The 22,711-nt window shown below is 34.6% G+C and carries 23 protein-coding genes and 1 pseudogene; 10 read left to right on the forward strand and 14 right to left on the reverse strand.

Features of this window, described 5'->3' with window-relative positions; translation table 11 throughout:
• From Q0W25_RS06960 to Q0W25_RS06975, 4 genes are all read left to right on the forward strand, one after another.
• The coding region (locus Q0W25_RS06960; RefSeq protein ID WP_298520582.1) for a hypothetical protein at positions 1–458 on the forward strand (458 nt) is incomplete at its 5' end.
• 9 nt (positions 459–467) lie between these two features.
• Complete coding sequence (locus Q0W25_RS06965) at positions 468–1,361, forward strand: hypothetical protein (RefSeq protein ID WP_298520585.1); 894 nt, start codon at positions 468–470, stop codon at positions 1,359–1,361.
• A 29-nt stretch (positions 1,362–1,390) separates the two neighbouring features.
• The gene (locus tag Q0W25_RS06970) at positions 1,391–2,050 is read left to right on the forward strand and encodes a hypothetical protein (protein ID WP_298520588.1); all 660 of its coding nucleotides are present in this window, start codon (positions 1,391–1,393) and stop codon (positions 2,048–2,050) included.
• Between the two features lie 40 nt (positions 2,051–2,090).
• On the forward strand, positions 2,091–3,578 hold the full coding sequence (locus Q0W25_RS06975; RefSeq protein ID WP_298520591.1) for an LA2681 family HEPN domain-containing protein: 1,488 nt from the start codon (positions 2,091–2,093) through the stop codon (positions 3,576–3,578).
• A 110-nt stretch (positions 3,579–3,688) separates the two neighbouring features.
• On the opposite strand, the gene Q0W25_RS06980 is transcribed toward Q0W25_RS06975, so the two are convergent.
• The 5 genes from Q0W25_RS06980 to Q0W25_RS07000 all read right to left on the reverse strand — a co-directional run bounded on the left by Q0W25_RS06980 (position 3,689) and on the right by Q0W25_RS07000 (position 7,974).
• Entirely contained in the window at positions 3,689–4,708 is a 1,020-nt protein-coding gene (locus tag Q0W25_RS06980) for an adenylosuccinate synthetase (protein ID WP_298520593.1), read from the reverse strand.
• A 146-nt stretch (positions 4,709–4,854) separates the two neighbouring features.
• Positions 4,855–5,445 (reverse strand): hypothetical protein, encoded by a 591-nt coding sequence (locus Q0W25_RS06985; protein ID WP_298520595.1) that lies wholly within the window; start codon positions 5,443–5,445, stop codon positions 4,855–4,857.
• Positions 5,442–6,032 (reverse strand): DUF6891 domain-containing protein, encoded by a 591-nt coding sequence (locus tag Q0W25_RS06990; protein ID WP_297826692.1) that lies wholly within the window; start codon positions 6,030–6,032, stop codon positions 5,442–5,444. The genes Q0W25_RS06985 and Q0W25_RS06990 overlap by 4 nt, the downstream gene beginning before the upstream one ends.
• A 7-nt stretch (positions 6,033–6,039) precedes the next feature.
• Positions 6,040–6,729 carry a DUF6882 domain-containing protein gene (locus Q0W25_RS06995; protein ID WP_298520596.1) on the reverse strand — a complete coding sequence of 230 codons (690 nt, stop codon included), beginning with the start codon at positions 6,727–6,729 and terminating at the stop codon, positions 6,040–6,042.
• A gap of 9 nt (positions 6,730–6,738) precedes the next feature.
• Entirely contained in the window at positions 6,739–7,974 is a 1,236-nt protein-coding gene (locus Q0W25_RS07000; protein ID WP_297826697.1) for an LL-diaminopimelate aminotransferase, read from the reverse strand.
• Positions 7,975–8,169: 195 nt separating this feature from the next.
• Here Q0W25_RS07000 and Q0W25_RS07005 point away from each other — a divergent pair, with 195 nt between their 5' ends.
• Positions 8,170–9,651, forward strand: coding sequence for an ATPase (locus tag Q0W25_RS07005; protein WP_298520598.1), 1,482 nt, complete (start codon positions 8,170–8,172; stop codon positions 9,649–9,651).
• 52 nt (positions 9,652–9,703) lie between these two features.
• Here the strand turns inward: Q0W25_RS07005 and Q0W25_RS07010 are convergent, their stop codons facing one another.
• Positions 9,704–10,162 carry a hypothetical protein gene (locus tag Q0W25_RS07010; protein ID WP_298520621.1) on the reverse strand — a complete coding sequence of 153 codons (459 nt, stop codon included), beginning with the start codon at positions 10,160–10,162 and terminating at the stop codon, positions 9,704–9,706.
• Between the two features lie 15 nt (positions 10,163–10,177).
• Positions 10,178–11,848, reverse strand: coding sequence for a glutamate--tRNA ligase (locus Q0W25_RS07015; RefSeq protein WP_298520600.1), 1,671 nt, complete (start codon positions 11,846–11,848; stop codon positions 10,178–10,180).
• Between the two features lie 128 nt (positions 11,849–11,976).
• Between Q0W25_RS07015 and Q0W25_RS07020 the strand changes: the two genes are divergently transcribed.
• Genes Q0W25_RS07020 through Q0W25_RS07030 form a run of 3 tightly spaced genes read left to right on the forward strand, consistent with a single transcriptional unit; the run spans position 11,977 to position 14,805 of the window.
• Positions 11,977–12,981 (forward strand): tetratricopeptide repeat protein, encoded by a 1,005-nt coding sequence (locus Q0W25_RS07020; protein WP_298520602.1) that lies wholly within the window; start codon positions 11,977–11,979, stop codon positions 12,979–12,981.
• 1 nt (position 12,982) lies between these two features.
• Positions 12,983–13,990, forward strand: a complete 1,008-nt coding sequence (locus Q0W25_RS07025) for an aldo/keto reductase (RefSeq protein ID WP_298520604.1) — start codon at positions 12,983–12,985, stop codon at positions 13,988–13,990.
• Between the two features lie 2 nt (positions 13,991–13,992).
• Complete coding sequence (locus Q0W25_RS07030) at positions 13,993–14,805, forward strand: class I SAM-dependent methyltransferase (RefSeq protein WP_298520606.1); 813 nt, start codon at positions 13,993–13,995, stop codon at positions 14,803–14,805.
• 41 nt (positions 14,806–14,846) lie between these two features.
• Here Q0W25_RS07030 and Q0W25_RS07035 read toward each other — a convergent pair whose 3' ends face one another.
• Positions 14,847–15,176, reverse strand: coding sequence for a cupin domain-containing protein (locus Q0W25_RS07035; RefSeq protein ID WP_297826714.1), 330 nt, complete (start codon positions 15,174–15,176; stop codon positions 14,847–14,849).
• Between the two features lie 2 nt (positions 15,177–15,178).
• The gene (gene hcp, locus Q0W25_RS07040) at positions 15,179–16,486 is read right to left on the reverse strand and encodes a hydroxylamine reductase (protein ID WP_298520608.1); all 1,308 of its coding nucleotides are present in this window, start codon (positions 16,484–16,486) and stop codon (positions 15,179–15,181) included.
• 123 nt (positions 16,487–16,609) lie between these two features.
• Between hcp and Q0W25_RS07045 the strand changes: the two genes are divergently transcribed.
• Entirely contained in the window at positions 16,610–17,401 is a 792-nt protein-coding gene (locus Q0W25_RS07045; RefSeq protein WP_298520610.1) for a TrmB family transcriptional regulator, read from the forward strand.
• On the opposite strand, the gene Q0W25_RS07050 is transcribed toward Q0W25_RS07045, so the two are convergent.
• Positions 17,393–18,190: an ADP-ribosylglycohydrolase family protein gene (locus Q0W25_RS07050; RefSeq protein WP_298520612.1), complete on the reverse strand. Its 798-nt coding sequence runs from the start codon at positions 18,188–18,190 to the stop codon at positions 17,393–17,395. The genes Q0W25_RS07045 and Q0W25_RS07050 overlap by 9 nt on opposite strands.
• A 115-nt stretch (positions 18,191–18,305) precedes the next feature.
• Here Q0W25_RS07050 and Q0W25_RS07055 point away from each other — a divergent pair, with 115 nt between their 5' ends.
• Positions 18,306–19,127 carry a nicotianamine synthase family protein gene (locus tag Q0W25_RS07055; RefSeq protein ID WP_298520614.1) on the forward strand — a complete coding sequence of 274 codons (822 nt, stop codon included), beginning with the start codon at positions 18,306–18,308 and terminating at the stop codon, positions 19,125–19,127.
• Between the two features lie 95 nt (positions 19,128–19,222).
• Here the strand turns inward: Q0W25_RS07055 and idsA are convergent, their stop codons facing one another.
• From idsA to Q0W25_RS09025, 4 genes and pseudogenes are all read right to left on the reverse strand, one after another.
• Complete coding sequence (idsA, locus tag Q0W25_RS07060) at positions 19,223–20,203, reverse strand: short chain isoprenyl diphosphate synthase IdsA (protein ID WP_298520616.1); 981 nt, start codon at positions 20,201–20,203, stop codon at positions 19,223–19,225.
• 15 nt (positions 20,204–20,218) lie between these two features.
• Positions 20,219–21,562 (reverse strand): RNase J family beta-CASP ribonuclease, encoded by a 1,344-nt coding sequence (locus tag Q0W25_RS07065; RefSeq protein WP_297826730.1) that lies wholly within the window; start codon positions 21,560–21,562, stop codon positions 20,219–20,221.
• Positions 21,563–21,565: 3 nt separating this feature from the next.
• On the reverse strand, positions 21,566–22,612 hold the full coding sequence (fni, locus tag Q0W25_RS07070) for a type 2 isopentenyl-diphosphate Delta-isomerase (protein WP_298520619.1): 1,047 nt from the start codon (positions 22,610–22,612) through the stop codon (positions 21,566–21,568).
• A 3-nt stretch (positions 22,613–22,615) separates the two neighbouring features.
• A pseudogene (locus tag Q0W25_RS09025) lies at positions 22,616–22,711 on the reverse strand (amino acid kinase); the annotation flags it as partial.

The following is a 22,711-nucleotide window of genomic DNA, read 5'->3' on the forward strand; positions in this document are numbered from 1 at the left end:
CTAACGTAAATGGAGGGCTATTTTTTAAAAATTATTGGCCATTGAGAACTGATATAAAAGATTTAAATTATTATAGTATCTCCACATTCATCGAATATGAAGGAGTAAAAATATTATTGATGGGAGATAATACCAAAACAAATATCGAAGAACTATTAAGAAATTCAGATTTTCTAAAAAATACTCAAAACATTGATCTATTACTAGCACCACATCATGGGCGGTTATCATGTTATAAACAAGAGCTAATGAATCATCTAAAACCAAAAATTACAATAATATCTGATAAAAGTAATCAAGACGATGTAAGTGCATCAAGCAAATATAGTTCAAATTCGCGTGGAGATTGGGTATTAAAAAATGGAGAACTTGTTAAACGTAGCTGCTTAACTACACGTAATGATGGAAATATATCTGTTATAATTAAAAATGGAGAAATGAATATTTACTGCAAATAAGGTGAAAATATGGTTGTTACTATTAAAAGTTATAGTGTGAAAAATGGAGACATGTTTTACATAAATCACAACAATGATACATTAACTATTATTGATTGTAATTTAATTGATGAAAAAAGAGACGAATTATTACTAGAATTAAAAAAAATTAATGATGAAAATAAATTTAACAGGTTTTTATCAACACATCCCGACAAAGATCATATAACTGGAATTAAATCATTAGATGATACTATTACTATTGATAACTTTTATTCAGTTAGTAATAATATCAAAAGTGATAACTCTGAAGATTTTGACAAATATTGTGAATTAAGAGAAAGTGATAAATTTTATCCACTTTCAATAAAATGTGAACGAAAATGGTTAAATGACGGCGACAAAAATAGAGGGAATTCAGGAATCATTATTCTATGGCCCGATGTTAATAACTCTGATTATAAAGAAGAGTTAGAAAAAGTAGAAAACTCAAATAAAACGCCAAACAACATCTCCCCAATCATAAGATATTCATTAAATAGTGGAATAACAGCATTATGGTTTGGAGATATGGAAACTGAATTTTTAGAGAAAATCATTGATTCTATTGAACTTCCAGAAACAGACATACTATTCGCACCCCATCATGGAAGGGATAGTGGCAAAATTCCAAAATATATTTTAGATAAAATGAAGCCAAAGATAATTATTATTGGAGAAGGTAAATCAGACTATTTAAATTATTATGAAGGTTTCAATACAATCACACAAAATTCTGCAAAAAATATTGTTTTAAAATGCACAACTGGACAAATAGACATATATACTGATGATGAATTTAATAATGATTTTTTAGACTATGAAAAAAATAGAACTGTATTATCTAGTGGAGAACAATATAGGGGAACTTTAAATTTAAACTAAAATAAAAAAATATAATAATGGGTGTTAATATGGAGGATATAAAAGATTATGATGATAAATTAATTTATATTATAATTTTTAATGTTGCATTTACATTATTGATTAATGATCCATCCACTTTTATTGAAAACAATGCAATAATCTCCATAATTCTAACAGTACCCATTTTATTTTTACCTATATACGTAATTACAAATATTATACCTAGTGAATTAAAATTTAAAATATTATATCCTGATAACAAAAAACATAGATATGCTTATGGTATTTTTACAAGACTAAAAAACAATAAGCTAAAATATAATAAAAAATTAATTGATATGGATATTATAGTAACCAATCATGGCATCCCTAAAACAAAAACTAAAGAAGATGATTTATGGTACGCCATATATAACAAACATAAATATGATACCAAAATTTATCAACAACATAAACAATTTTTATTTTGTAGAGATTTTACAACAATTATATTAATAATTACAATTATTTTTTCTATTCTTTCATTAAAATTTGGATTTAATTCATTTATTAAAACAATGATAGAAATCGGAATATGTGAATTTGTAATTTTCTGGATATTATCTAGATATAAAAATAAAATTTTAGTATTATCTGTTTTACAAGAAGAAACAGAATCTCTGAAAAAAATGGAGTATAAATATAGTACCAGTATTCCAATACTTTAATTTTAAAAATTACACTTAAAAATAATACCTCTGTGATATTATGGAAACTACTTTAAATTTATCTAAAAAAGCATATGAATATCTCAATCATGGAGATACAAAATCTGCTGAAAAAATATTGAAAATACTTGAGAAAAAAGAAATTACTCCCGAATTAAAATTTACAATAAGTTCTTTGCTTATCGAAATTGGAACTGCAACTAAAAAAATGGATTATATTGAAGAAGGGATAAAAAATTTTAAAGAATTAAAAAAAGAAACCGGATTTTATGTTGATTATAATTTAGCTAATGGATATTATTCAAAGTATAAAATAATGGATGAAAAACCAAATTATTTAACAAAAAATGAACATTTATTGATGAAAGCTAAACAAAACTACTTAACTAACATTGATAAAACTCCATTAGAAATATTGCCCCTACTTTACATAAATCTAGGAAATACCTATGATTATATTGGTAGAACTATTGATGCATTAGAATATTATGAAAAAGTACCAAATCATCCTTACTCTTTAATAAACAAAGGGATTGGATTATATGAATACTCCAAATTTATCAGTAATCCATCACCGATTTTAAAAGATGCATATAGCTGTTTTAAATCTGTTTTAAGAATTGAAAACATTCCCCTAGAGTTTAAATCAATTTGTGAGAAATATATAACCAATATCGAAAGCATATGTAATGAAGACATATTAAAACAAAAATCAAATAAAAAACTTGATAAAACTTCAGAAAACAACATTGAAGATTTTATAGTTAATTTTTGTCTAGAAAATAAATTATATCTAAATTTATGTAACTTCTGTCAAAGATGTGAAAATGCAATAGGAGATACAATAATTATACCAAATATGCTTGTAAAAACTAGTAAATCAATAGATAATGACCCTTACCTAAAATTATCCTCCCAACTCAATCAAATTAAAATGGATTATGTATCTTCACGATTTCTACTAATATTATCACAATCAAAGAAAATTAATTTAGATTTAGTAAACAAAAATGTAGTTCTCATAAATACATTATCATATGAAGAACATGATATTAGAGTACAATTGTTAAAAAACTCATTTTCAAGCTTTTATAACATCCTTGATAAAATTTCACATTTAATAAACATCTATTTTAATTTAAATAAAAAACCTGATAAATTAAACTTCCACAACGTTTGGAATAATAAAAATAACAAGATTAATGGAACATTAAGTTCATTAAATAACTCCGGATTATGTGCATTATATGACATACATCTTGAATTAGAACCTAAACATGAAAAATTTTACTTAAGAAAGATACGCAACGACATAACACATAACTTTTTACAAGTAAAACATTTTAAAGTTGAAGAAGATGATATGACTATCAATGAATTAAAATTAAATACAATTGAACTAGCAAAAATTGTTAAAAATGCAATAATCTATTTAATAAGATCTATTGACATAAATGAACAACAAAAATATAAAAAACACAAAAATAACATTATTCCAAAAATAACAATTCCCCTACAAAAATCATAGTTATTATTTGGAGTGAAAAAATATCTTAAAAAAGCAGCAAAATATATATAAAAGAAAGCTCATAAGTTTAATTGTAAGACAACTAATTCTATGAGCTTAATACGTTTAAACTATAATAATTCTTTTCTTAAATCGATTGTATCTTTTAAATCCGGACCGGTTGAAATAATAGTTACTGGAACACCAGTTTCAGCCTGAATTTCATCAATGAATCTTTTGGTTTCACCGGATAGCTCATCATAATCCTGTACGCGTGCGCAGTCAAAGAGCTTGTCGACGCAAGTCAATGCTATTTGGGTTGCACCGTTGATTCTGCAGGATTCCTTTGCAAGCTCCATGTCAAAGTATCCGATACGGCGGCGTCTTCCAGTTACAACACCGTACTCTTCAAGACCTTGGCGTTCCGCTTCTTCCTGAGTCATTTCAGTTGGGAACGGCCCTTCTCCAACACGGGAAATGTAGGACTTGAACACATTGATGACTTCATCCACTTTAGTTGGACCGACACCCACATCAGCGGCAAAAGTTGATGCTGTGGTATCCTTACTGGTTACATAAGGAAAAGATCCGTAATAAAGTGATAGTGCAAATCCTTGTGATCCTTCGATGAATACCTCTTCCCCATTATCAATAGCTTCATTACAAGCAAGGGAAACATCAGTAAGGTATTCTTCAAGTTCTGGGGTGTCACGTGCTATCTGTATATCTCTCATTACACGATCAGAGTTTGCAGGTCCGCAGCCTGAACCTGTACTTCCAATCTTTTTGGATAGATGTTCTGAAGATTTGTCTCTGTTTATGTGGTCTTCAGTGATAATGGCGCATCTAGGGTCCACACACATCCTCTCTTTAACATTGTACTTTTTCAAGTCTTCGAATTCCTTAAAGAGGACGTCAGGATTTACTAAAACTCCTGCACCAATCATCAGTTTTGCATCAGTATGCACAAAACCGGATGGTGTTAATCTTAAGCCATATTTTTCACCGTTGAATTCTACAGAGTGTCCGGCATTAGGTCCGACACCTGCTCGAGCAATTATTTCAGGTTTATCGTTTGAACAAAGGTAAGTAATACATTTTCCTTTGCCTTCATCACCCCATGCTCCACCTACTAAAATACTACAAGTCATCTAATAACTCCCTAAATAAAATTAATAAATAATGAAAATAAAAAATTTCCGTACAATATTAGTATATATTTTTTGATTAAAAAGTTTTTCCAAAAAATACCTATGAATGTTTAATTATAGTGCAAAAAACTCCAAAATAATTGAACTTACTTATTTGGGTTCAATGGGTGATTTTCACACATTGGATTTTTAATGATGTTTCTCTTTAAGTGGTATTTCAAAAAGAAAAGCATCCACTGGTTTGACAATTCCCTCAAGGAAGCGTCATCCAACCTTTCATATTTTGTAAAGAAATCCATCTGGTCCCCACCGACAGCGACAGCGACTTCTTTTGTTTTGATTAACATGAAAAAGTCATTTCTGATATTGTGTATACTGAAGTCATCCACAACGGAAATTGTCTTTTCCCTTTTATAATCGTGGAAAAATGTGTTCAGATATTCAAAATCGACAAATTTCACATCTTCAATGTCAAACCTGACTTGTTCACTCAATAAATCGTTTTTGTAGTCATATCGAGACAGGAAATCAATGTCCCATATATTATTGTAAAAGATTGTAAAGAAAGAATCAACTGCAAATCGAACGGTAAGTGTAAAATTTTCAGTTTCTTTTGGAGTACCGAGTTCAACATCCATGAATTCCAAATATATTGAATCCTGAGATATCTCTACAGAAATCCATTTACCTGAATTGATCATGACATCACGAATTAGTTTAAGTGATCTTATATTCATTTTTGCGCCTCACAAAAGTTATTAAATGCTCCTTCCATTTCATATTCCTTTTCACTGTCGTACATTTTATCCCACTTGAAACAAAGAATTTCAATCTGGTTGTTGACGGTTCCATCCCAACTAATCTTAAATCCTTCCTGTTCCAACAGGTCTTTTACAGTGTTTCCTATTTCCAGAGCCTTTTTCTCATCGTTTTCAAAATCTCCGAATGTGATTCTTAACTTGTCATCATAAATTGCTTCTTCCACATCTTCAAAACTGTAAAAGCAGAACCCGTCAGGGTTGAATTTATTGTTTCTCAAATGGACGTATAGTTCAAAAGCATCCCCCACACCCTCTTCAAGGTCATATCCACAATTGTGAATAGCTACGATATTTTTTGAAGCAAGCAAGTTAAATGCTTTTTCTAGTCTTGCAAAATTTAAATTGGAAGATTCTATTTGAGGAATATTAAATTGAGAAATGTCAAGGTCTTCCTCAATAAATTCGTCTTCCACTATTTCGAGGATTTCATCAGTGTTGAAAAAACCAGATTTAGCGAGTGTGTCAATCATCTCTTCTATCTCTTCAGCTAAATCCGGATTCATTTTATCACTATTCATCTTCTAAAAGCATTTGTATATGAGTTACATTTCCTCTTTCGGTGAACCCGACGATAATACGGCTTTCACCTATTTTAGCTACTGCAAAGTCTTCATGCGGTTTGAATCCAAATCCTTTAAGTTTGGTGTATGATTCAAAAGCAATCTTATCATGCACATTATAGTTTTTATGGAAAAGAGCAAATGTATTTCTAAATCTTTGCACTGAATTGTCCTCTTCAAGTGAATCAGGTTCAATAGCTACAAATATGTCAATGCCCTCTTCTGATACTGCATAATATGCGTCTTTATTCAAAATGGCTGTTGCAACCATTGATAAAGTATGGCAAGCATCATAACTGGCCTGAATAACTGGAGATTTGAATTCTGTAATATCAAATTCGTCTCCAAGTGCTTTGATTTGCATGGAAGCTTTGATTAAAGATTCTCCAAAGATATCCTCATTGTCCCATGCCCAGGACCATCTGTCCAAATCCTGAGAGTAGAATCCTAAAATCTGAACCGGAAACTGCAAATCTCCAAAGGTGATAATTCCCTTTTCGATGTCCAGCTCACCGATATTTTCACCGATTACATTAGAAAGATTTTCCTGCTTATCCAAACCTAAAGCACCATATTTTGATAAAATAACCTTAAATGAATCTATTTTTTCAATAGTAACTGGTTTTTCCTGTACCTTCATCAATAACACCTAAAATTCTAATTTTGAAATTCTATCCATTGCTTCTTTAGTATTTTCCAATGTATTGAAAGCTGTGAGTCTTAAATAACCTTCACCGCTTGGACCGAATCCTGAACCTGGAGTTCCGATAACATTGGCTTCATTCAATAATAGGTCAAAGAATGCCCAAGAGTCCATGTCATTTGGAGTCTTTACCCAAATATACGGAGAGCTTACACCACCATAGACCTCAAGACCTATATCAGATAAGCTTTCCCTGATGATTTTAGCATTGGCCATGTAATAATCCACCACTTCCTTAATCTGCTTTTGGCCTTCAGCGGAATAAGTAGCTTCAGCGGCCCTTTGAACAGGATATGATGCGCCATTGAATTTTGTGGTTTGTCTTCTGTTCCATAACGGATTGATTTGTACCTCTTCACCGTCTTCAGTGTATCCCACTAATTCCTTAGGAACAACTGTGTATGCGCAACGGGTTCCGGTAAATCCTGCGGTTTTTGAAAAGCTTTTGAATTCAATAGCTACTTCTTTTGCACCTTCAATCTCATAAATGGAATGAGGAACATCATCTTCACTTATGAATACTTCATAAGCTGCATCGAATAAGATGAGTGCCTTGTTTTCTTTTGCATAATCAACAAATACTTTTAATTGATCACGTGAAAGGGTGGTTCCTGTCGGGTTATTCGGATAGCATAAATAGATTATATCAACAGGTTCGGATGGGAGTTCCGGAACAAATCCGTTTTCTGCATTGCATTTGATGTAGGTTAATCCTTCATACATTCCATCATCCTGCATTTCACCGGTTCTTCCGGCCATTACATTAGTATCGACATATACTGTATATACGGGGTCGGTTACGGCAATCTTATTGTCTATTCCGAATATCTCTTGAATGTTACCTGTATCACATTTTGCTCCGTCGCTTATGAATACTTCTGAAGTATCAAGATCAATTCCATATTTGTTATAGTCGTTTTCTATAATAGCTTTTGCTAAAAATTCATAACCTTGTTCTGGACCATAGCCCATAAAAGTATCTGCATCTCCCATTTCGTCAACTGCTTTACTGAATGCTTCAACTACTGCTGGAACTAATGGTTTAGTAACATCCCCAATACCCATTTTAATAATGTCCGCATCAGGATTTTCCTTTATGAATTCTGCTTCTCTTCTTGCCACTTCAACAAAAAGATAACTGCTTTTTAATTTAAGATAATTCTCATTAATTTTAACAACCATGATTAATCCTCATAAATATTAATCTAATTTATATTTTATTTTTGGAATATATAAAATGACTGATTTGTCAAATTTAATCAAGAAAAACATTGAGAAAAATGCAATATTGTTGGATAAGATATGAAAATATTTAAATTAACTATTTAACATAAATATATAATACTATAATATATCAAAAAAATAGAAGTTGGAAATATGAATGGAACTACTTTACTAATCTGGATGAATATTTTAATAATTGCAATTATTGCAATTGTTGCTGTGAAATTGTATTATATGAGAAAAAGAGAATCAAATGGAATCGGAACAAACAGTTTTGACTTTGAATTTTTATCCAATGCTCTTGATAGCGGGAAAAATTTTATTTCAAATAATACTAGCAAAAAACAACCTAAACGTCCAGCCCAACTTAATAAAGTCAGTTCTAATAAATCTAGTAGAAAAGAAATAGATTATGATTCCATCTCTATCGAAAGACCAGTCATTTATGAAGTTGAAAATGACAACAAGGAATCTTACGGATACAAATCCCCAAATCAAGTTCTTGTTAATTATGATAATACAGTTCAAAAATTCCAAGAACCAATCAAACAAAATCAGATGGATATTATGACCAAAAATAACGACCCTAATGAAAAACACGAATTGAAAGACTTATTTACAATTGACGAACTTATTAAAGAATCAAAAAGGAAAGACAGCGAAAGAGAAAAAGAATCACAAAGCATCAAAAAGGATGACGATGATGATTTGACTGAAATCAAAGAAAGCATCAAACAAAGGAAAGAAAACAAACAGGAAGAACCGCTCATTGAAGAAATCATTCAAGAAAGCGATGATTCCAAAGAGGAAACAATCAACGACATAATTTCCGATGCTGAAGAAGGAGCTGCAGAAGCTAAAGAAGAAGTAGCTGAAGTTGAAGTCGAATCTGCAACAACCCAAAAGGATATTGAAGAAGCTATTGAAACTGCAAGTCAAGAAAGCGAAGAAGAAATAGAAAGCATTTCCGAAACTGCAGACATCACAGATGCTTTACTTGATGCTGATAAAGAGGAAGCTCAAGAAGAGGAAATTAAAGAGCCTATTCTCAAATCCCCGAAAAAAGTGGATGAAAGCAAAAAAGATTTCGGCGAAGCCGTCTTTGAAGATGAAAACGATTTGGATTACAGAAAGGATCTTGCTAAAATCACAAATACCATCAAAGGTTCAAAAATCTATCAGGACGTGAAAGAAAGATTCACAAGCCCTCAAGAACCTGAAGATGAAATCATTGAAGAAAGCTATATCAGAAATGTCAACGAGTATGAAGATGAATTTGCACCAATCATTAATGAAACCCATGCGGATTTCGAAGCAACTTATGAACAGTTCCATGATCCGTTCTATGATGAAGAGTTAAGACGCGCAAATACCCAAAGAGTGTTCAACAAAGGACAAGCAGTACAATCTGAAAGTCCTATTGGTTCCATTAAAGAAAAACCTGCAAGGGACAACATGAAAATAAAAATAGGAAACAGCGACGTTGTCCTTAAAAAAGGTGATGAAATCATATTCAACCATTTGGGTGAAACATACTCAAGTCAAGTTTATGCTATTAATGGTGATGAAATCTCCGTTAAATACCGAAGACAAAATATTACCATCAAAGCATCCGATGTAAAAAAGGTATACTAAATATCTTTTTTACTAAAACACCACAAAAAATTTAAAAAAAAAGATAGATTAATCATTCATGATTAATCCTATATTCTCCATTTTCAACTATATATTTAGGTACGCTGATTTTAAAAGAACGAATAATGTCCAAATAGAAATCATCCAATTCCCTGTCAGCATATGGATAAGTAAATTCAAAAATGTAGAGATTGTTATCTTCCACATATAAGAATTCGTTACGCCTTATTTCTTTTTCACCATCGGAAAACGATGATACTATTTTATAATAGATTGTCCCATTGATAAGGACGAAATCTGATTCTATCAAAGTGATTCTTTCATTAGTTTTCACATTCTTTTCAATGTCATCCCTTATTTCCGGAAGTCCTACCAGGGTAGGTGTTGTTGAAAACTTGATGGTCATTGGAATCTTGGTATCAACCAGATATAACTCTGTAAATTCATCCTTTGCATTGACTGCCTCAAAATCCTTAGGCATCTGAAGAGTTGAAAAACCATTTGTAAACATAGCCAAATTAATCACCTACTTATGAGCGTAATAAAAGATTAACTTATCTTCACAGATTTCATCTAAACGAGCAAATCCAACTCTTTCAAATTGGACTACATCGCCAACTTCCAAATCCTTTAAAGCGCTTTCTCCGAGACCTGCTTTACATGATGCATCATCCATGACAATTTCGACATTGACATTGTCTTCAGTTGGCACCCATTGAATGATTCTGGCCTTAACGCTTCTGGCATCTTCAAATGAAGTGGAATGGTATGTTACTTTTTCACCGTCTATTTCGACATTTACTGCATCCATCAATCTGAATATTCCATCGGCAATGTCTGATTCGGCAAGATAAGCGCTTCCATCAAATGCTAAAACCCTATTTCCTCTATCCAAATGATCTGCATGAAGCGGCCTTTCAATGTCCACTTTGCCTCCATCATAGCCATCGACTTCGATTTTTACAGGATTTTCACAGAAGAAGTATCTGTTGGCTACCGGCTCAAGGAAATTGCGGTTAAGTCCATAAATCTTTTTCCAGCTGATTGCTGAGTCAGCCATTTTAACACCTATTTCGGTAATGAGGTTATAGATGGTTCTTGGGTCTATTCCCCTTCTTGCAATGGCTCTCAAGGTACCTAATCTTGGGTCATCCCAACCGCTGTAGGTTCCGTCTTCAATTCCTGCCATTGCCTTTGAGGTACTGAGTGCAATGTCTTCCATCTTAAGTCTGCCGTAGTGTATGTATTCCGGCACGTCCCAACCCATATGATCATATAGGTATTTCTGCTTTTCTGTGTTTGCAAGATGGTCCTTTCCTCTTAAAACATGAGTTAATCCCATCAGATGGTCATCCACTGCAACGGAAAAGTTCATCATCGGATAAATCCTGTATTTAGTGCCTAAACGAGGATGCTCTTCATCGACCAATCTCATGGCAACCCAATCACGGATAGCTGGATTTTTATGGTTGATGTCTGTTTTTACCCTCAATACTGCCTCACCGGCTTCCATGGTGTCAAACTTATCCCATAACTCAAGATTTTCTTCAACGGAATTGTCTCTGCATGGACAAGCTTTGCAGTTATCCTTAAGCTCTTTGAAAGTTGCTCCATCACATGTGCACATGTAAGCTGCGCCCTTTTCGATTAATTGGCGAGCATAATCGTAATATATTTCAAATCTGTCGGACTGATATATCACTTCATCCGGATTGATTCCCAACCATTCCAAATCTTGTGGAATCATTTCATATGCCGGTTCGAATACCCTTTTTGGGTCAGTGTCCTCAATCCTTAAAATTAATTTTCCGTTATGTCTTTTTACATATTCGGCATTTGGAACTGCGGCCCTTGAATGTCCTATATGTAAAGGTCCGCTTGGATTAGGAGCAAAACGCAAAACGATGTTTTCATGGGTTCCTGGAAGTTCCTGTAAACCTACCTCTTTAGCTTTAGGTTTTTTATCTTGAACTTCAACACCGAGTTTTTCCATTTCGCTAGCTTGCTCTTCAGGACTTAATGCATTTACCTGCGCTACGATTTTTCCGGACATCGGTCCTATTTCTTTTGCCCTGCTTCTGAGTTCCGGTTCATTTGACATTATGGAACCCATAACGGCTCCGGGATTTGCACTTCCCTTATGTTTTGCCGCATTCAATAAAGCATGTTTATAAATAATCTGTTCTAAATCATTCATTCAATCATCACAATTTAATTAATTAATATCAAAATAAGCAATATTATTTATCTAATTGAAGATATATAAATATTAAGAGAGTAGTTGAAAAATTATTGGAGCTTTGATAAAACAATAGGTTGATACAAATGAGCGATGCTGTTGAAAATGCAAAAAATGCAATTGAAAATGACAATTATGAAGAAGCTCTTAAAATTGCAAGAAGAAGACATTCCAAAGACGACGTAGAATCATACATTACCATTTTAGATTTATTGATTGAAAAAGACTATTTGATAGCTCTTGAAGAAAAGGGAATGTACTACCAATATTATGATGAAAGCCATGACAATGGCGATTACGGCGAAAAATATTTTGACGAATACCTGGAAAAGCAGCCAAAATCCATTAATGCACTTTGCGACAAGGCGATGTCCAATTTCAATAAGGGAAAAATTGAGGAATCGCTTGAATATATGGAAAAGGCATACGATAATTATGATGCATATTCCGGAATTGAAAAACCACGGTTGTCTAAAAAAGAGCTTGAAATGGCCAGAATTGAACTTCTGCTTAAGGCAAAAAGATATGAAGAGTGCCTGGAAAGCATCAACAATTATGAAAACCAATATGGTGGGGACGTAAAATCCGATTTGTACAAAGGCCAGATGCTTCAAAAGACAGGGAAAAACAAAGAAGCACTGGAATATCTGGACAAATCACTTGAAAATGAAGACACCATTATTGCCTTAAACGCAAAAGGAGATGCATTATATGAACTTAAGGAATATAAAGAAGCTCTTAAAGCATATAAACAATGCATACCTTACGAAAATCAGGCCATTGACGATTTGGAACTGGTAACTAATTTTAACTATAAAGCCGCATACTGCTGTGTAAATCTTGGAGACAATCAGGAAGCCATCAAATACCTGAACAAGACAATTGACATGTTGAACGAACATGGAAGACTGCCTAAAGATATCGAAGCCATCTATCAGAAATGCTCTTTTGAAAAGGACAATCTCATGAAACATGGCGATATCGAAGATGAACGCTTCAAAAAGACCAAATTCCTATCTACAAAACATGCAGTGCTGGCTTTATCTGTCATACTTATTTTATATCTTATACTAAAAATGAACGGTTATTAAAATGAGGTTGGGAAAAACTAATTTGGAAGTAAACAAAAATGGATTCGGTGCATTGCCAATTCAAAGAAGAAATGAAGCTGATTCAATAGAAATACTTACCGCAGCATATGATGCAGGCATTGATTTCTATGATACCGCACGCTTCTACACAGACAGTGAGCAAAAGCTTGGAAAAGCATTTGAAGATGTTAGGGAAAACATCTACATTGCAAGCAAAACAGGAATGGAAACAGTTGAAGAATTCTGGAATGATTTGGAAACTTCACTTAAAGAATTGAGGACAGATTATCTTGATTTATACCAATTCCACAATATATCATTCTGCCCAAAGGCTGAAGATGATTTATACAAAGCAATGCTTGAAGCAAAAGAGCAAGGATTGATAAGGCACATCGGAATTACAACCCATAAAATCACAATAGCTAATGAAGCCCTTGATTCAGGACTTTATGAAACATTACAATATCCTTTTTCATACTTAAGCGGAGATGAAGAACTGAAACTGATTGATCGATGCAAAAATCTGGATGTAGGTTTCATTGCGATGAAAGCCATGGGCGGAGGCCTTATTAAGAACTCAAAGGCCAGTTTCGCATACATCAACCAATTTGACAATGTCCTGCCTATTTGGGGAATTCAAAAGCTTACAGAACTCAATGAATTCTTATCATATGATGAAAGTACTATTTTGGATGATGAGCTAAAATCAGCCATTGAAAATGACAAAAAGGAACTTGGAGACAACTTCTGCAGAGGATGTGGATATTGCATGCCTTGCCCTGAAGAGATAAACATCAGCTTATGTGCAAGGATGTCACTTTGGATCAGGCGTTTCCCGACAGAGCCAAATATGGATGAAAGAACCCAGGACATAATGAGAAAAACACTGGATTGTGTTGAATGCTACGAGTGCGTTGACAAGTGCCCATATGAACTGGACATCCCTAACCTTCTAAAAGAAAATTATGAAGATTATCAAAACGTATTGACCGGCAAAACAAGGGTGTAACAATGAAGCAATGCATTGAAAACCCAAATGATGTTGATTGGGAGGAATTTTGGGCTGAAAAACTATCCGGAAAAGTGAATAAGAATTGGGATGATGCTGCACCAGGTTTTTATAAAAGAACACGAAAGGACGATTACCAGATAGAATTATTCAATAAGCTTATTTTAGATGAAAATGACACAGTTCTTGATGTCGGCTGCGGAGAAGGATCAGTCACCATCCCCATTGCAAAAAAAGTGAAGAAAGTCATAGGCATTGATTCATCAGTTAAAATGCTCGAATATCTCGAAAAGAGAGCTCGCGAGAACAATATTGACAATATCAAAACCGTTCTAAAACCAATAGAAGAGATTACTTATGAAGAAATAGGGGATGTTGATGTAGTAGTGTGCTCAAGGTCCCTGAACGGAATCATTCCAATCGAGGAAGTCCTAAGGGAGCTTGATAAGATAGCAAACAAATATGTCTTCATCACCATTTTCGGACCTGAAAACAAAAAGATAGAAAAGGACTTCGACAAGGAACTTGGAATAAAAACCGAAGATTTTCCCGACTACAACTATTTCTTTAACATTCTATTCAATATGGGAATTTATGCAAACATCCAGCGCTTTGATTTAAACAATTATCGTGAATATGATAGCATTGAAGAAGCTATGGACAACGGCAAATTCCGCCTTGACCTATATAACGATGAAGAAAAGGAGCTACTGAAAGATTATCTTGAAAGAATCCTTACAAAAGATGAAAAAACAGGCAAATTATATAACGTTAAAGATAAAGCGGACTGGATAATGGTTTGGTGGAAAAAATAGAGTAGTTATTGAGGCTATAAAAAATAAAAAATAAAATGAAATTAATCAGATTTTATCATGGTTAAAATCATTTTATAAGGACTGTTTTCTGCCTGAAGTGCGTGAGGTTCATTTGCAGGCATTATTATTATTTCGCCTGCTTTTACAGTATTCTTTACGCCTGAAATTGTAATTTCAGCCTCACCGTCAATAACTTGAACCATTGCATCGAAAGGAGCTGAATGTTCTGACAATCCTTGGCCTTGATCAAAGGCAAAGAATGTTACAGTACCCAATTCCTTTTTGATAATTTCACGACTTACAACAGAATCTTTTTGGTAATCAACTAAGAATTGGATATTCAATGCTTTAGATTTGATATCCTCATCCATGATTATTCCCCCATAATTGTTTTAATATCAGCTATTGCATCGCCGGTTGTTGGGGTTAAGTTGTAGTTTCCAACTAAGACATTTAAGATGTCCTCATTGCACCATGCAGGAAGCACAGGTCCAATCCACATGTCTGTTTTTCCTAAGTACAACAATGCCCAGAGAACTGCTGCAGCTTTTTGTTCCATCCAGCTGAGCACAATAGTTAACGGCAATTCGTTTAATTCCATTCCAAATAATTCACATAATGCTACTGCAACGTCAACAGCAACAATTGTATCGTTACATTGACCTACATCGAGAAGTCTTGGAATTCCTTCAATGTCACCTAAATCAAGATCATTGAATTTGTATTTTCCGCATGCTAAAGTCAAGATAACAGTGTCTTGAGGCAAGTTTGCAACAAATTCCCTGTAGTAGTCGTTTTGTTTTGCTGCTTTGTCACATCCCCCTACAACAAAGAATCTTCTGATTTTGCCTTCTTCAACTAACTTTTTGATTGCATCAGCATGTTCCACAATAGCTCCTGCACTCCAACCGGTAGTGATTGTAGTCAATTCTTCTGCTTCTAAACCACCTAATGATTTTGCACATTCTATTACTTCTGAGAAGTCATAATCTTCAATTGTCTTTACACCTTCAAGCTTTGCTACATCCATTGTGAACATTCTTTCTTTGTATGCATCAAGTGCAGGCAATACACAGTTGCTTGTTCCAACGATAGCTGCATTGTATTTTTTGAAGATAGACCTTTGGTCATGCCATGCTCCACCTAACTGACCTGCTAGGTTTTCATACTTGTTTAATCCAGGATATCCGTGAGCAGGCAACATTTCGGAGTGAGTGTAGACCTTAATGTCTGTTCCTTCAACTTGTTTCAATAATTCTTCTAAAGCTTTCAAGTCGTGGCCAGTTACAATGATTGCGGGTCCTTCCTGTGCTCCAACTTTTACTTCAACAGGTTGTGGTTCGCCGTATGCTTCGATGTGTGCATCTTTAAGTAATCTCATTACGTCTACGCTTACTTTTCCTGCTTCCAAGGCTAGTGCCACTAAATCTTCTGCATCAAAGTTGACATTTGTCAATGTGGTGTATAGACCTTTGGTTAAAAATGCGTCGATTTCAGGATTGTATTTTCCTAAAACGTTTGCATTGTAGTTGTATGCACTTATTCCTTTCATAGTGAAGATTAAATTATCCTGTAATCTTGCTACGGTTGCATTCTTACCGCAAACCCCTTTAATAGTACAGCCAGTACCTTTAGCGGTTTGGGAACATTGATAACAAAACATATCTAAGCCATCTGCCATAATAAAAACCTCTTTTATCATTAGTTAATTATAGTTTAATTTGTAATGCTTATAAATATTTTGTCACTAAACAAGGGTTAATAGTATTAAACTTATTATACCATCAGCTTCAAAATAATAATCATGAATGAAGATATGAATGTACTCAAGGGAATCGGACTTACAATGTATGAAGCGCAGGCATATATAACTCTAACTTCACTGATTTCATCAAATGCAGCTGAAATTGCTGAAAAATCAGCCATCCCCCGAAGCAAGATATATGATGTGCTAAAGGGACTTAATGAAAAAAACTTCATTGAAATCGAAGATGGAAGACCCCACACATACAACGTCAAGTCTCCGGTTGACGTATTGAATCGTGAAAAGGAAAGGCTAAACTCTGAAATCGATGACGCAATAACAAGACTGACAAACATCTATGAAAATGGAATGAGTCAGGTCCAAGCACCGATATGGAGAATATACGGTGTTGAAAAAATCATCAACCAGGAAGTTGAAATCATAAAAAGGGCAAAGACCTCCGCCAATATGAGAATAGGATTTTTATTTGAAGGCGAAGGAGATGCATTGGTAAAGGCATTCAAAAACAGACGAAATCTCAACGTGAACATCCTGGCTTCACCAACATGCTACACAAACAATGAAGAAGTGGACATCATCACTCTATTTAAGGAAAACAATATCAATATTCACAAAGCGGACATTCCATTCGTGAAAGTGCTGATTTCAGATTCAAAAGAGATGATGCACACCTACACCAAATTTTCGCAAGATAAAAGAAATGTAATTCCTGAAACTGCCATTGGAATCTGGAACAAATACGAAGACGTTGCCAGAAACTATGATGAGAGATTCATAAATCAGCTCAACAAAATCAAAAATAAACAAAAATCAAAAAAGGATTCAAAATGAATCCTTAATAAACTTCTCATCAAAATCAATCAAAACATTAAGCAACTCATAATCCAAGCGGTGAATTGCCTTAAATGCAATTCTGTTTGGAACTTCCCAATATGCAGAAGCGATACTTCCTGCAATGGCTGCCTGAGTATCGGCATCACCACCCAAGGATACTGCATTTCTGATAGTGTCTTCAAAATCCCTCGCTTCCAAAAAGCAGATTATAGCTTCAGGAACGCTTCCAGCACATGAAACGTCAAAACTGTAAACAGACCTTATATCCTCGAGGCTACGACTCAAATCATACTCATATCTTGCTTCAATATGGCTTTTGATTTCCTCTTTTTTTGCACCGATTCTAGCAAGATATATCGCATCGGCTGTAGCCAATGCCCCCTTGATTCCTTCAGGGTGATTGTGAGTAACGGCCGCGGATTTGTATGCAAGATTTTGAACTTCTTCCAGAGTTTCACCGACCCATGCACATGGGGAGACCCTCATTGCCGAACCGTTAGCCCAGCTGCCGTAAGGCTTCGGATTTTCCTCCTTAATCCATCTGGAAAACATTGACCCATAGCCTGCATTGGGATACATATTTCCCCAATATTGCAATTCCCTAATCAATACGTCACAAGAGTTTTTATCTTTAATCAGCCAGTTAGCGACAGCTAATGTCATTATAGTATCATCCGTGAATACAGATCGCTTCCTGAATAGCTTGAAATCCTTTGTTTTGATAGGGTTGAATTCATTTACAGAACCAACAATATCTCCGCAAATTGCACCAATAATTCCTTTCATGTTACTATATTGTGTTTAATCATTAATAAGATTAATGCAATCATACATGAAAAATCATCATCCCCGCATAAAGACTTATTTAATATAATTTAAATATAATTGAATGGTGATAAATATGAGTTGCTGGAAATATTGGCCAAAAATAGAGGAAATTGCAAAAAAATTAGAGGACTATGGTATTGATTCTTTAAATGACTTATCTTCCTTAAATGATGTTGACCTGGACGAAATAACTCTATTGCTTGATGAAATCGAAGTGATTGCACACGATGAAACAATAGATTTCGATTCAGCAAAACACATTCTGGATGATGAAAAAATGAATAATGCTCTAAAATTGATTAGAAAATTCTACTTATACATAGGTGCCAGATTAGAAACAAGCAACGCTGAAGAAATAATCAATTCAGATGACCCTCATGCTACTTTAGATACATTCCATTTTTATGAGAGATACGAAGGCTTGCTCACCAATGAATCAAAATTGGCTCATTGGCATGACGATAAAACCTTTGTTTTTGTAGGAAGTGGACCTTTGCCGCTGACATTGATACTGTTCAGGGAAAAATTCGGCTGCAAATGCATAGGCATTGAAATTCAGGAGGAAGTTGCAGAATTATCAAGAGAAGTCATAAGAAAACTGGGCCTTGATGACGGTATCGAAATATTGGTTGGGGATGAAACATTGCTTAAGGACATTGATTTTGATATTGTAATGGTAGCTGCATTTGCCGAACCTAAAGAGAGAGTGTTCGCTAACGTTTGGGAAATCGTTGATGAAAAGACTCCCGTTCTTGTTAGAACATACAGTGGTATGAGAGCCATTCTTTATGCCCCATTAACCGATACAATACTAAGAGGATTCCACAAAGAAATCATGCTGCTCCCAATAGGAAATTCCAACAACACAAGCGTATTGCTAAGAAAAGTAGTTTGAAATTGCTTTTCTTTCAATCAATTGAATCATAAATCATGAAAAAAATAGTTAAATAATTTCTAATTTTTAAAAAAAAAGTAAAAAAGTGAGAGAAATTATGCGCTTCTCTCAAGTACAAAATCTGCAATGTCAGAAAGTATCTGTTTAGATGAAGAATCAGGCAATATTTCGAGTACTTCTTTAGCTTCGTCTACAGATTCTAGTGCAAGATTGCGAGCATATTCAATAGCACCACAATTTGTTAAAATTTCAATCGCTTCATCTATCTCATCTTGAGAATTATTTTCAGCTTTTAAGATTTCGAGTAATCTGTCATCTTCAACACTTGCCAAACCTCTGATTGCAATAATGGTCATCTTACCTTTGCCTATGTCTGAACCTATAGGTTTACCTAATGTCTCTTCATCGGAGGCCAAGTCAAGGTAATCATCTTGAATTTGGAAAGCGAGTCCAATTAAACGACCATATTCATACATTGCATCAATGACATCATCTGATGCTCCACCCATGATAGCTCCTGCTTTTGTTGCAGCAGCAATCAATGCACCAGTCTTTTTGAAAATCATTTCCATATATTCATCTTCTGTAACGTCAAATCTGTCTTCAAAGCCCATGTCTGATGCTTGCCCTTCACAGATTTTTACGCATGCATCTGCAACAGTAGCTAACGCTTTGTTGTTTTGGTCAGAACTAGTTCCTTCAGTACCAATGATAATTTCAAAAGCCTTTGAGAATAATGTATCTCCAGCCAAAATAGCCACATCGTCACCCCAAACTTTATGTACAGAAGGCATTCCCCTTCTCATATCATCCTGATCCATAATATCATCATGGATAAGTGAAAAAGTGTGGATTAATTCAATAGCTGCTGCTGATTTTAAAGCGTTTTCACGATTTCCTCCAACGGCTTCAGATACAATTAATGTTAAAGCAGGCCTGAGCATTTTTCCGCCGGCTCTAGTAAGGTATACTGATGCTTCTGCAAGATTTTCTGGAGTAATAGTGGATAATTCTTCTTCGATAGTTTTTGTAATGTCAGTTGAATAACTTCCAAGTACTTCTTTTACATCACTCATTTTTATTCCCCTCTTTTAACTTTTAAAAACTTGTGCTTGAGCATTTCTTAAAATATGAATATCATAACCAATTCTATATCCTTCTTCTTCAGCCAATTCTGCATAAGCAGAAAGCATTGATAAATCTCCGTGTGCCGGAATAATATGTTGTGGTTTTAACATACGCAAGAATTCCCTGTGGTCTTCTCTTCCAGCGTGCCCGGAAACGTGAGCATTCGGATAAATTCTAGCGCCTTTAACTTTCAATCTTCTTTCCATAATGTGCCTGTTTGCAGCATTGGTTGGGTTTGGAATGATTGGTGCTGAAATGATTATATTATCTCCTTTTTTAATGTTGAACGGTGTTCTTCCATTTGCAATTCTTGGAAGTAATGCATCAGGCTCACCTTGGTGCCCTGTGGTTACAAGCAAATAATTTGCCCTATCCTCATCAGCCTTCATCAATGCTTTATTGACAGCTTTTGGAGAGCCATAAATGCTTGCGTTTTTAGGCAGATTCAAAATGCCTAACTTTTGTGCAATACCACAGAACCTTTCCATTGATCTGCCTAGGAACAATATTTCCCTGTGGCTTTTCTTGGCTATGTCTGCAATAGCTTGAACACGTTCAATATGAGATGAAAATGTGGTAACAATCATACCTGTCTTTTCTTGAAGAGGCCCTTTCATCACGTCTTCAAGAATGTTTCTTGCAATCCTTTCTGAATGTGTTTTTACTTCTGAATAATTGATAGCATTAGTTGTTTCGACAATTAAAGCAAGCACTCCTTTCTTTCCCAATTCTGTTAACCTTTTATAATCAGGTGGTGGAGACACTTTTTGATGATTGTCAAACTTGAAATCCAATGCATAAACGATGACTCCTTCCGGAGTGTGTAAAACTGGAAATACTGCTTGAGGAATACTGTGTGTTGACTGAACGAATTCCAAAGTAATGTCCTTGGAAAGTTTCATTTTGCTTCCAGGATTCAAAGGTTTGATAGGGTTGGTTACTTTGAATTTGCGTTCTCCTTTAATTTGTTTTTCAATTAATGCAGCAGTATATGGGGTTCCAATCAATGGAGCGTCATATCTGTGAGCTAATTTAGCAACAGCACCAATGTGGTCCAAGTGACCGTGAGAAAATACTATTCCTTTTACTTTACCGTCAACGTCCTTCATTAAGGTATCGTCTGGAATAACACCCCTTTCAATTAAATCTAAACTGTGCATCCTATCAATGTCGGTATCTTCGTGCATGCTGATCCTGTCAAGGTGTATTCCCATATCGAATATGATTACATCTTCGCCTATCTTGACAGCGGTCATGTTTTTACCGACCTCTTGATATCCCCCAATGGCGATAACTTCTACGCTCATGTTTTATCTCCTTGAATAATTTTTTGTGTTTATACCTCTTTCATTAAGCCACTCCCGTGTTTTTCCGCGAATAACTAATTTAGATTTTTTCAATTCCTTGATGTTTTTAGCTCCAACTAAAAACATTGCAATCCTTAAAGAATCATTGAATCTTTCAATAAATTTGTTTAACTGTTCCTGAGAAGCAGAATTCTTCAAAAACGGCAAAGCCATACCGACAGCATCAGCTCCAAGAGCAATTGCTTTAGCTGCTTCAAGGCCTGAGCGGATTCCTCCTGATGAGATGACCGGAACATCAACTGCACGTGTAACCTCTACCGTGCTGACTGCAGTTGGAATTCCCCAATCCCAAAAGAGTTCACCTAAATATCTGTCTTCGGCCCTATATGTTTCAACAGCCGCCCAACTTGTTCCACCGGCTCCTTCAATATCAATGAAATCCACACCTTCATTAACAAGAGCTTTAGCTGATTCAGCTGATATTCCACAGCCTGTTTCCTTTGCAACAATAGGAATGTCAACAGCGTCAGTAATTCTGCCGATTAAATCCAAATAGCCTCTTGCATCTAAATCTCCTTCAGGCTGAATTGATTCCTGGAGAGGATTTAGATGAATAGCTAAAATGTCCGCATCTAAAATTTCAACAGCTTTCTCAGCCAAATTAAGTTGAGGAGCACCAATATTGCCTACAAGCAAACAATTTGGAGCATTTTCGCGAACAACAGTATATGTATCTTCAAGTTCAGGATGTTCGCAGGCCGCCCTTTGAGACCCGACACCTAATGCAATGCCATTGTTTTCAGCTGCAATAGCCAATTGTTTATTAATGGATTTTGCAGCAGGATGACCTCCAGTAATAGCTGTTATAAATAAAGGAGAGTCTAATTTTTTACCGAAAACAGAAGTTGACAAATCTATTTCACTTTTGTCCACTTCCGGCAAGACATTATGAATCAATTCAATGTCTTCAAATCCAGTAGTCTTGTTTTTAAACTCAACATCATAATTTTCACAAATTAATAAATGCTCTAATTTTCTATCTGAAATCATGTGTTAATTTCCCCTTGAAATTACTGTTCCTTTTACTTTCTCATTTTCCAAAACCTTGAAAACATTGTTTTCAACTTCAGCATTTATTATTTTAGATTC

This window comes from uncultured Methanobrevibacter sp., assembly GCF_947166415.1.
GTDB lineage: Archaea > Methanobacteriota > Methanobacteria > Methanobacteriales > Methanobacteriaceae > Methanocatella.

Coding starts and splice junctions, on each gene's coding strand:
- Q0W25_RS06990 (WP_297826692.1), bottom strand. CDS start 6,032: ATGAATCCGGATTTAGCTGAAGAGATAGAAGAGATGATTGACACACTC.
- fni (WP_298520619.1), bottom strand. CDS start 22,612: ATGATTTCAGATAGAAAATTAGAGCATTTATTAATTTGTGAAAATTAT.
- Q0W25_RS06980 (WP_298520593.1), bottom strand. CDS start 4,708: ATGACTTGTAGTATTTTAGTAGGTGGAGCATGGGGTGATGAAGGCAAA.
- Q0W25_RS06975 (WP_298520591.1), top strand. CDS start 2,091: ATGGAAACTACTTTAAATTTATCTAAAAAAGCATATGAATATCTCAAT.
- Q0W25_RS07020 (WP_298520602.1), top strand. CDS start 11,977: ATGAGCGATGCTGTTGAAAATGCAAAAAATGCAATTGAAAATGACAAT.
- Q0W25_RS07010 (WP_298520621.1), bottom strand. CDS start 10,162: ATGTTTACAAATGGTTTTTCAACTCTTCAGATGCCTAAGGATTTTGAG.
- Q0W25_RS07050 (WP_298520612.1), bottom strand. CDS start 18,190: ATGAAAGGAATTATTGGTGCAATTTGCGGAGATATTGTTGGTTCTGTA.
- Q0W25_RS06970 (WP_298520588.1), top strand. CDS start 1,391: ATGGAGGATATAAAAGATTATGATGATAAATTAATTTATATTATAATT.
- Q0W25_RS07055 (WP_298520614.1), top strand. CDS start 18,306: ATGAGTTGCTGGAAATATTGGCCAAAAATAGAGGAAATTGCAAAAAAA.
- Q0W25_RS07065 (WP_297826730.1), bottom strand. CDS start 21,562: ATGAGCGTAGAAGTTATCGCCATTGGGGGATATCAAGAGGTCGGTAAA.
- Q0W25_RS07005 (WP_298520598.1), top strand. CDS start 8,170: ATGAATGGAACTACTTTACTAATCTGGATGAATATTTTAATAATTGCA.
- Q0W25_RS06985 (WP_298520595.1), bottom strand. CDS start 5,445: ATGAATATAAGATCACTTAAACTAATTCGTGATGTCATGATCAATTCA.
- Q0W25_RS06965 (WP_298520585.1), top strand. CDS start 468: ATGGTTGTTACTATTAAAAGTTATAGTGTGAAAAATGGAGACATGTTT.
- Q0W25_RS07030 (WP_298520606.1), top strand. CDS start 13,993: ATGAAGCAATGCATTGAAAACCCAAATGATGTTGATTGGGAGGAATTT.
- idsA (WP_298520616.1), bottom strand. CDS start 20,203: ATGAGTGATGTAAAAGAAGTACTTGGAAGTTATTCAACTGACATTACA.
- Q0W25_RS07045 (WP_298520610.1), top strand. CDS start 16,610: ATGAATGAAGATATGAATGTACTCAAGGGAATCGGACTTACAATGTAT.
- hcp (WP_298520608.1), bottom strand. CDS start 16,486: ATGGCAGATGGCTTAGATATGTTTTGTTATCAATGTTCCCAAACCGCT.
- Q0W25_RS07015 (WP_298520600.1), bottom strand. CDS start 11,848: ATGAATGATTTAGAACAGATTATTTATAAACATGCTTTATTGAATGCG.
- Q0W25_RS07000 (WP_297826697.1), bottom strand. CDS start 7,974: ATGGTTGTTAAAATTAATGAGAATTATCTTAAATTAAAAAGCAGTTAT.
- Q0W25_RS07025 (WP_298520604.1), top strand. CDS start 12,983: ATGAGGTTGGGAAAAACTAATTTGGAAGTAAACAAAAATGGATTCGGT.
- Q0W25_RS07035 (WP_297826714.1), bottom strand. CDS start 15,176: ATGGATGAGGATATCAAATCTAAAGCATTGAATATCCAATTCTTAGTT.
- Q0W25_RS06995 (WP_298520596.1), bottom strand. CDS start 6,729: ATGAAGGTACAGGAAAAACCAGTTACTATTGAAAAAATAGATTCATTT.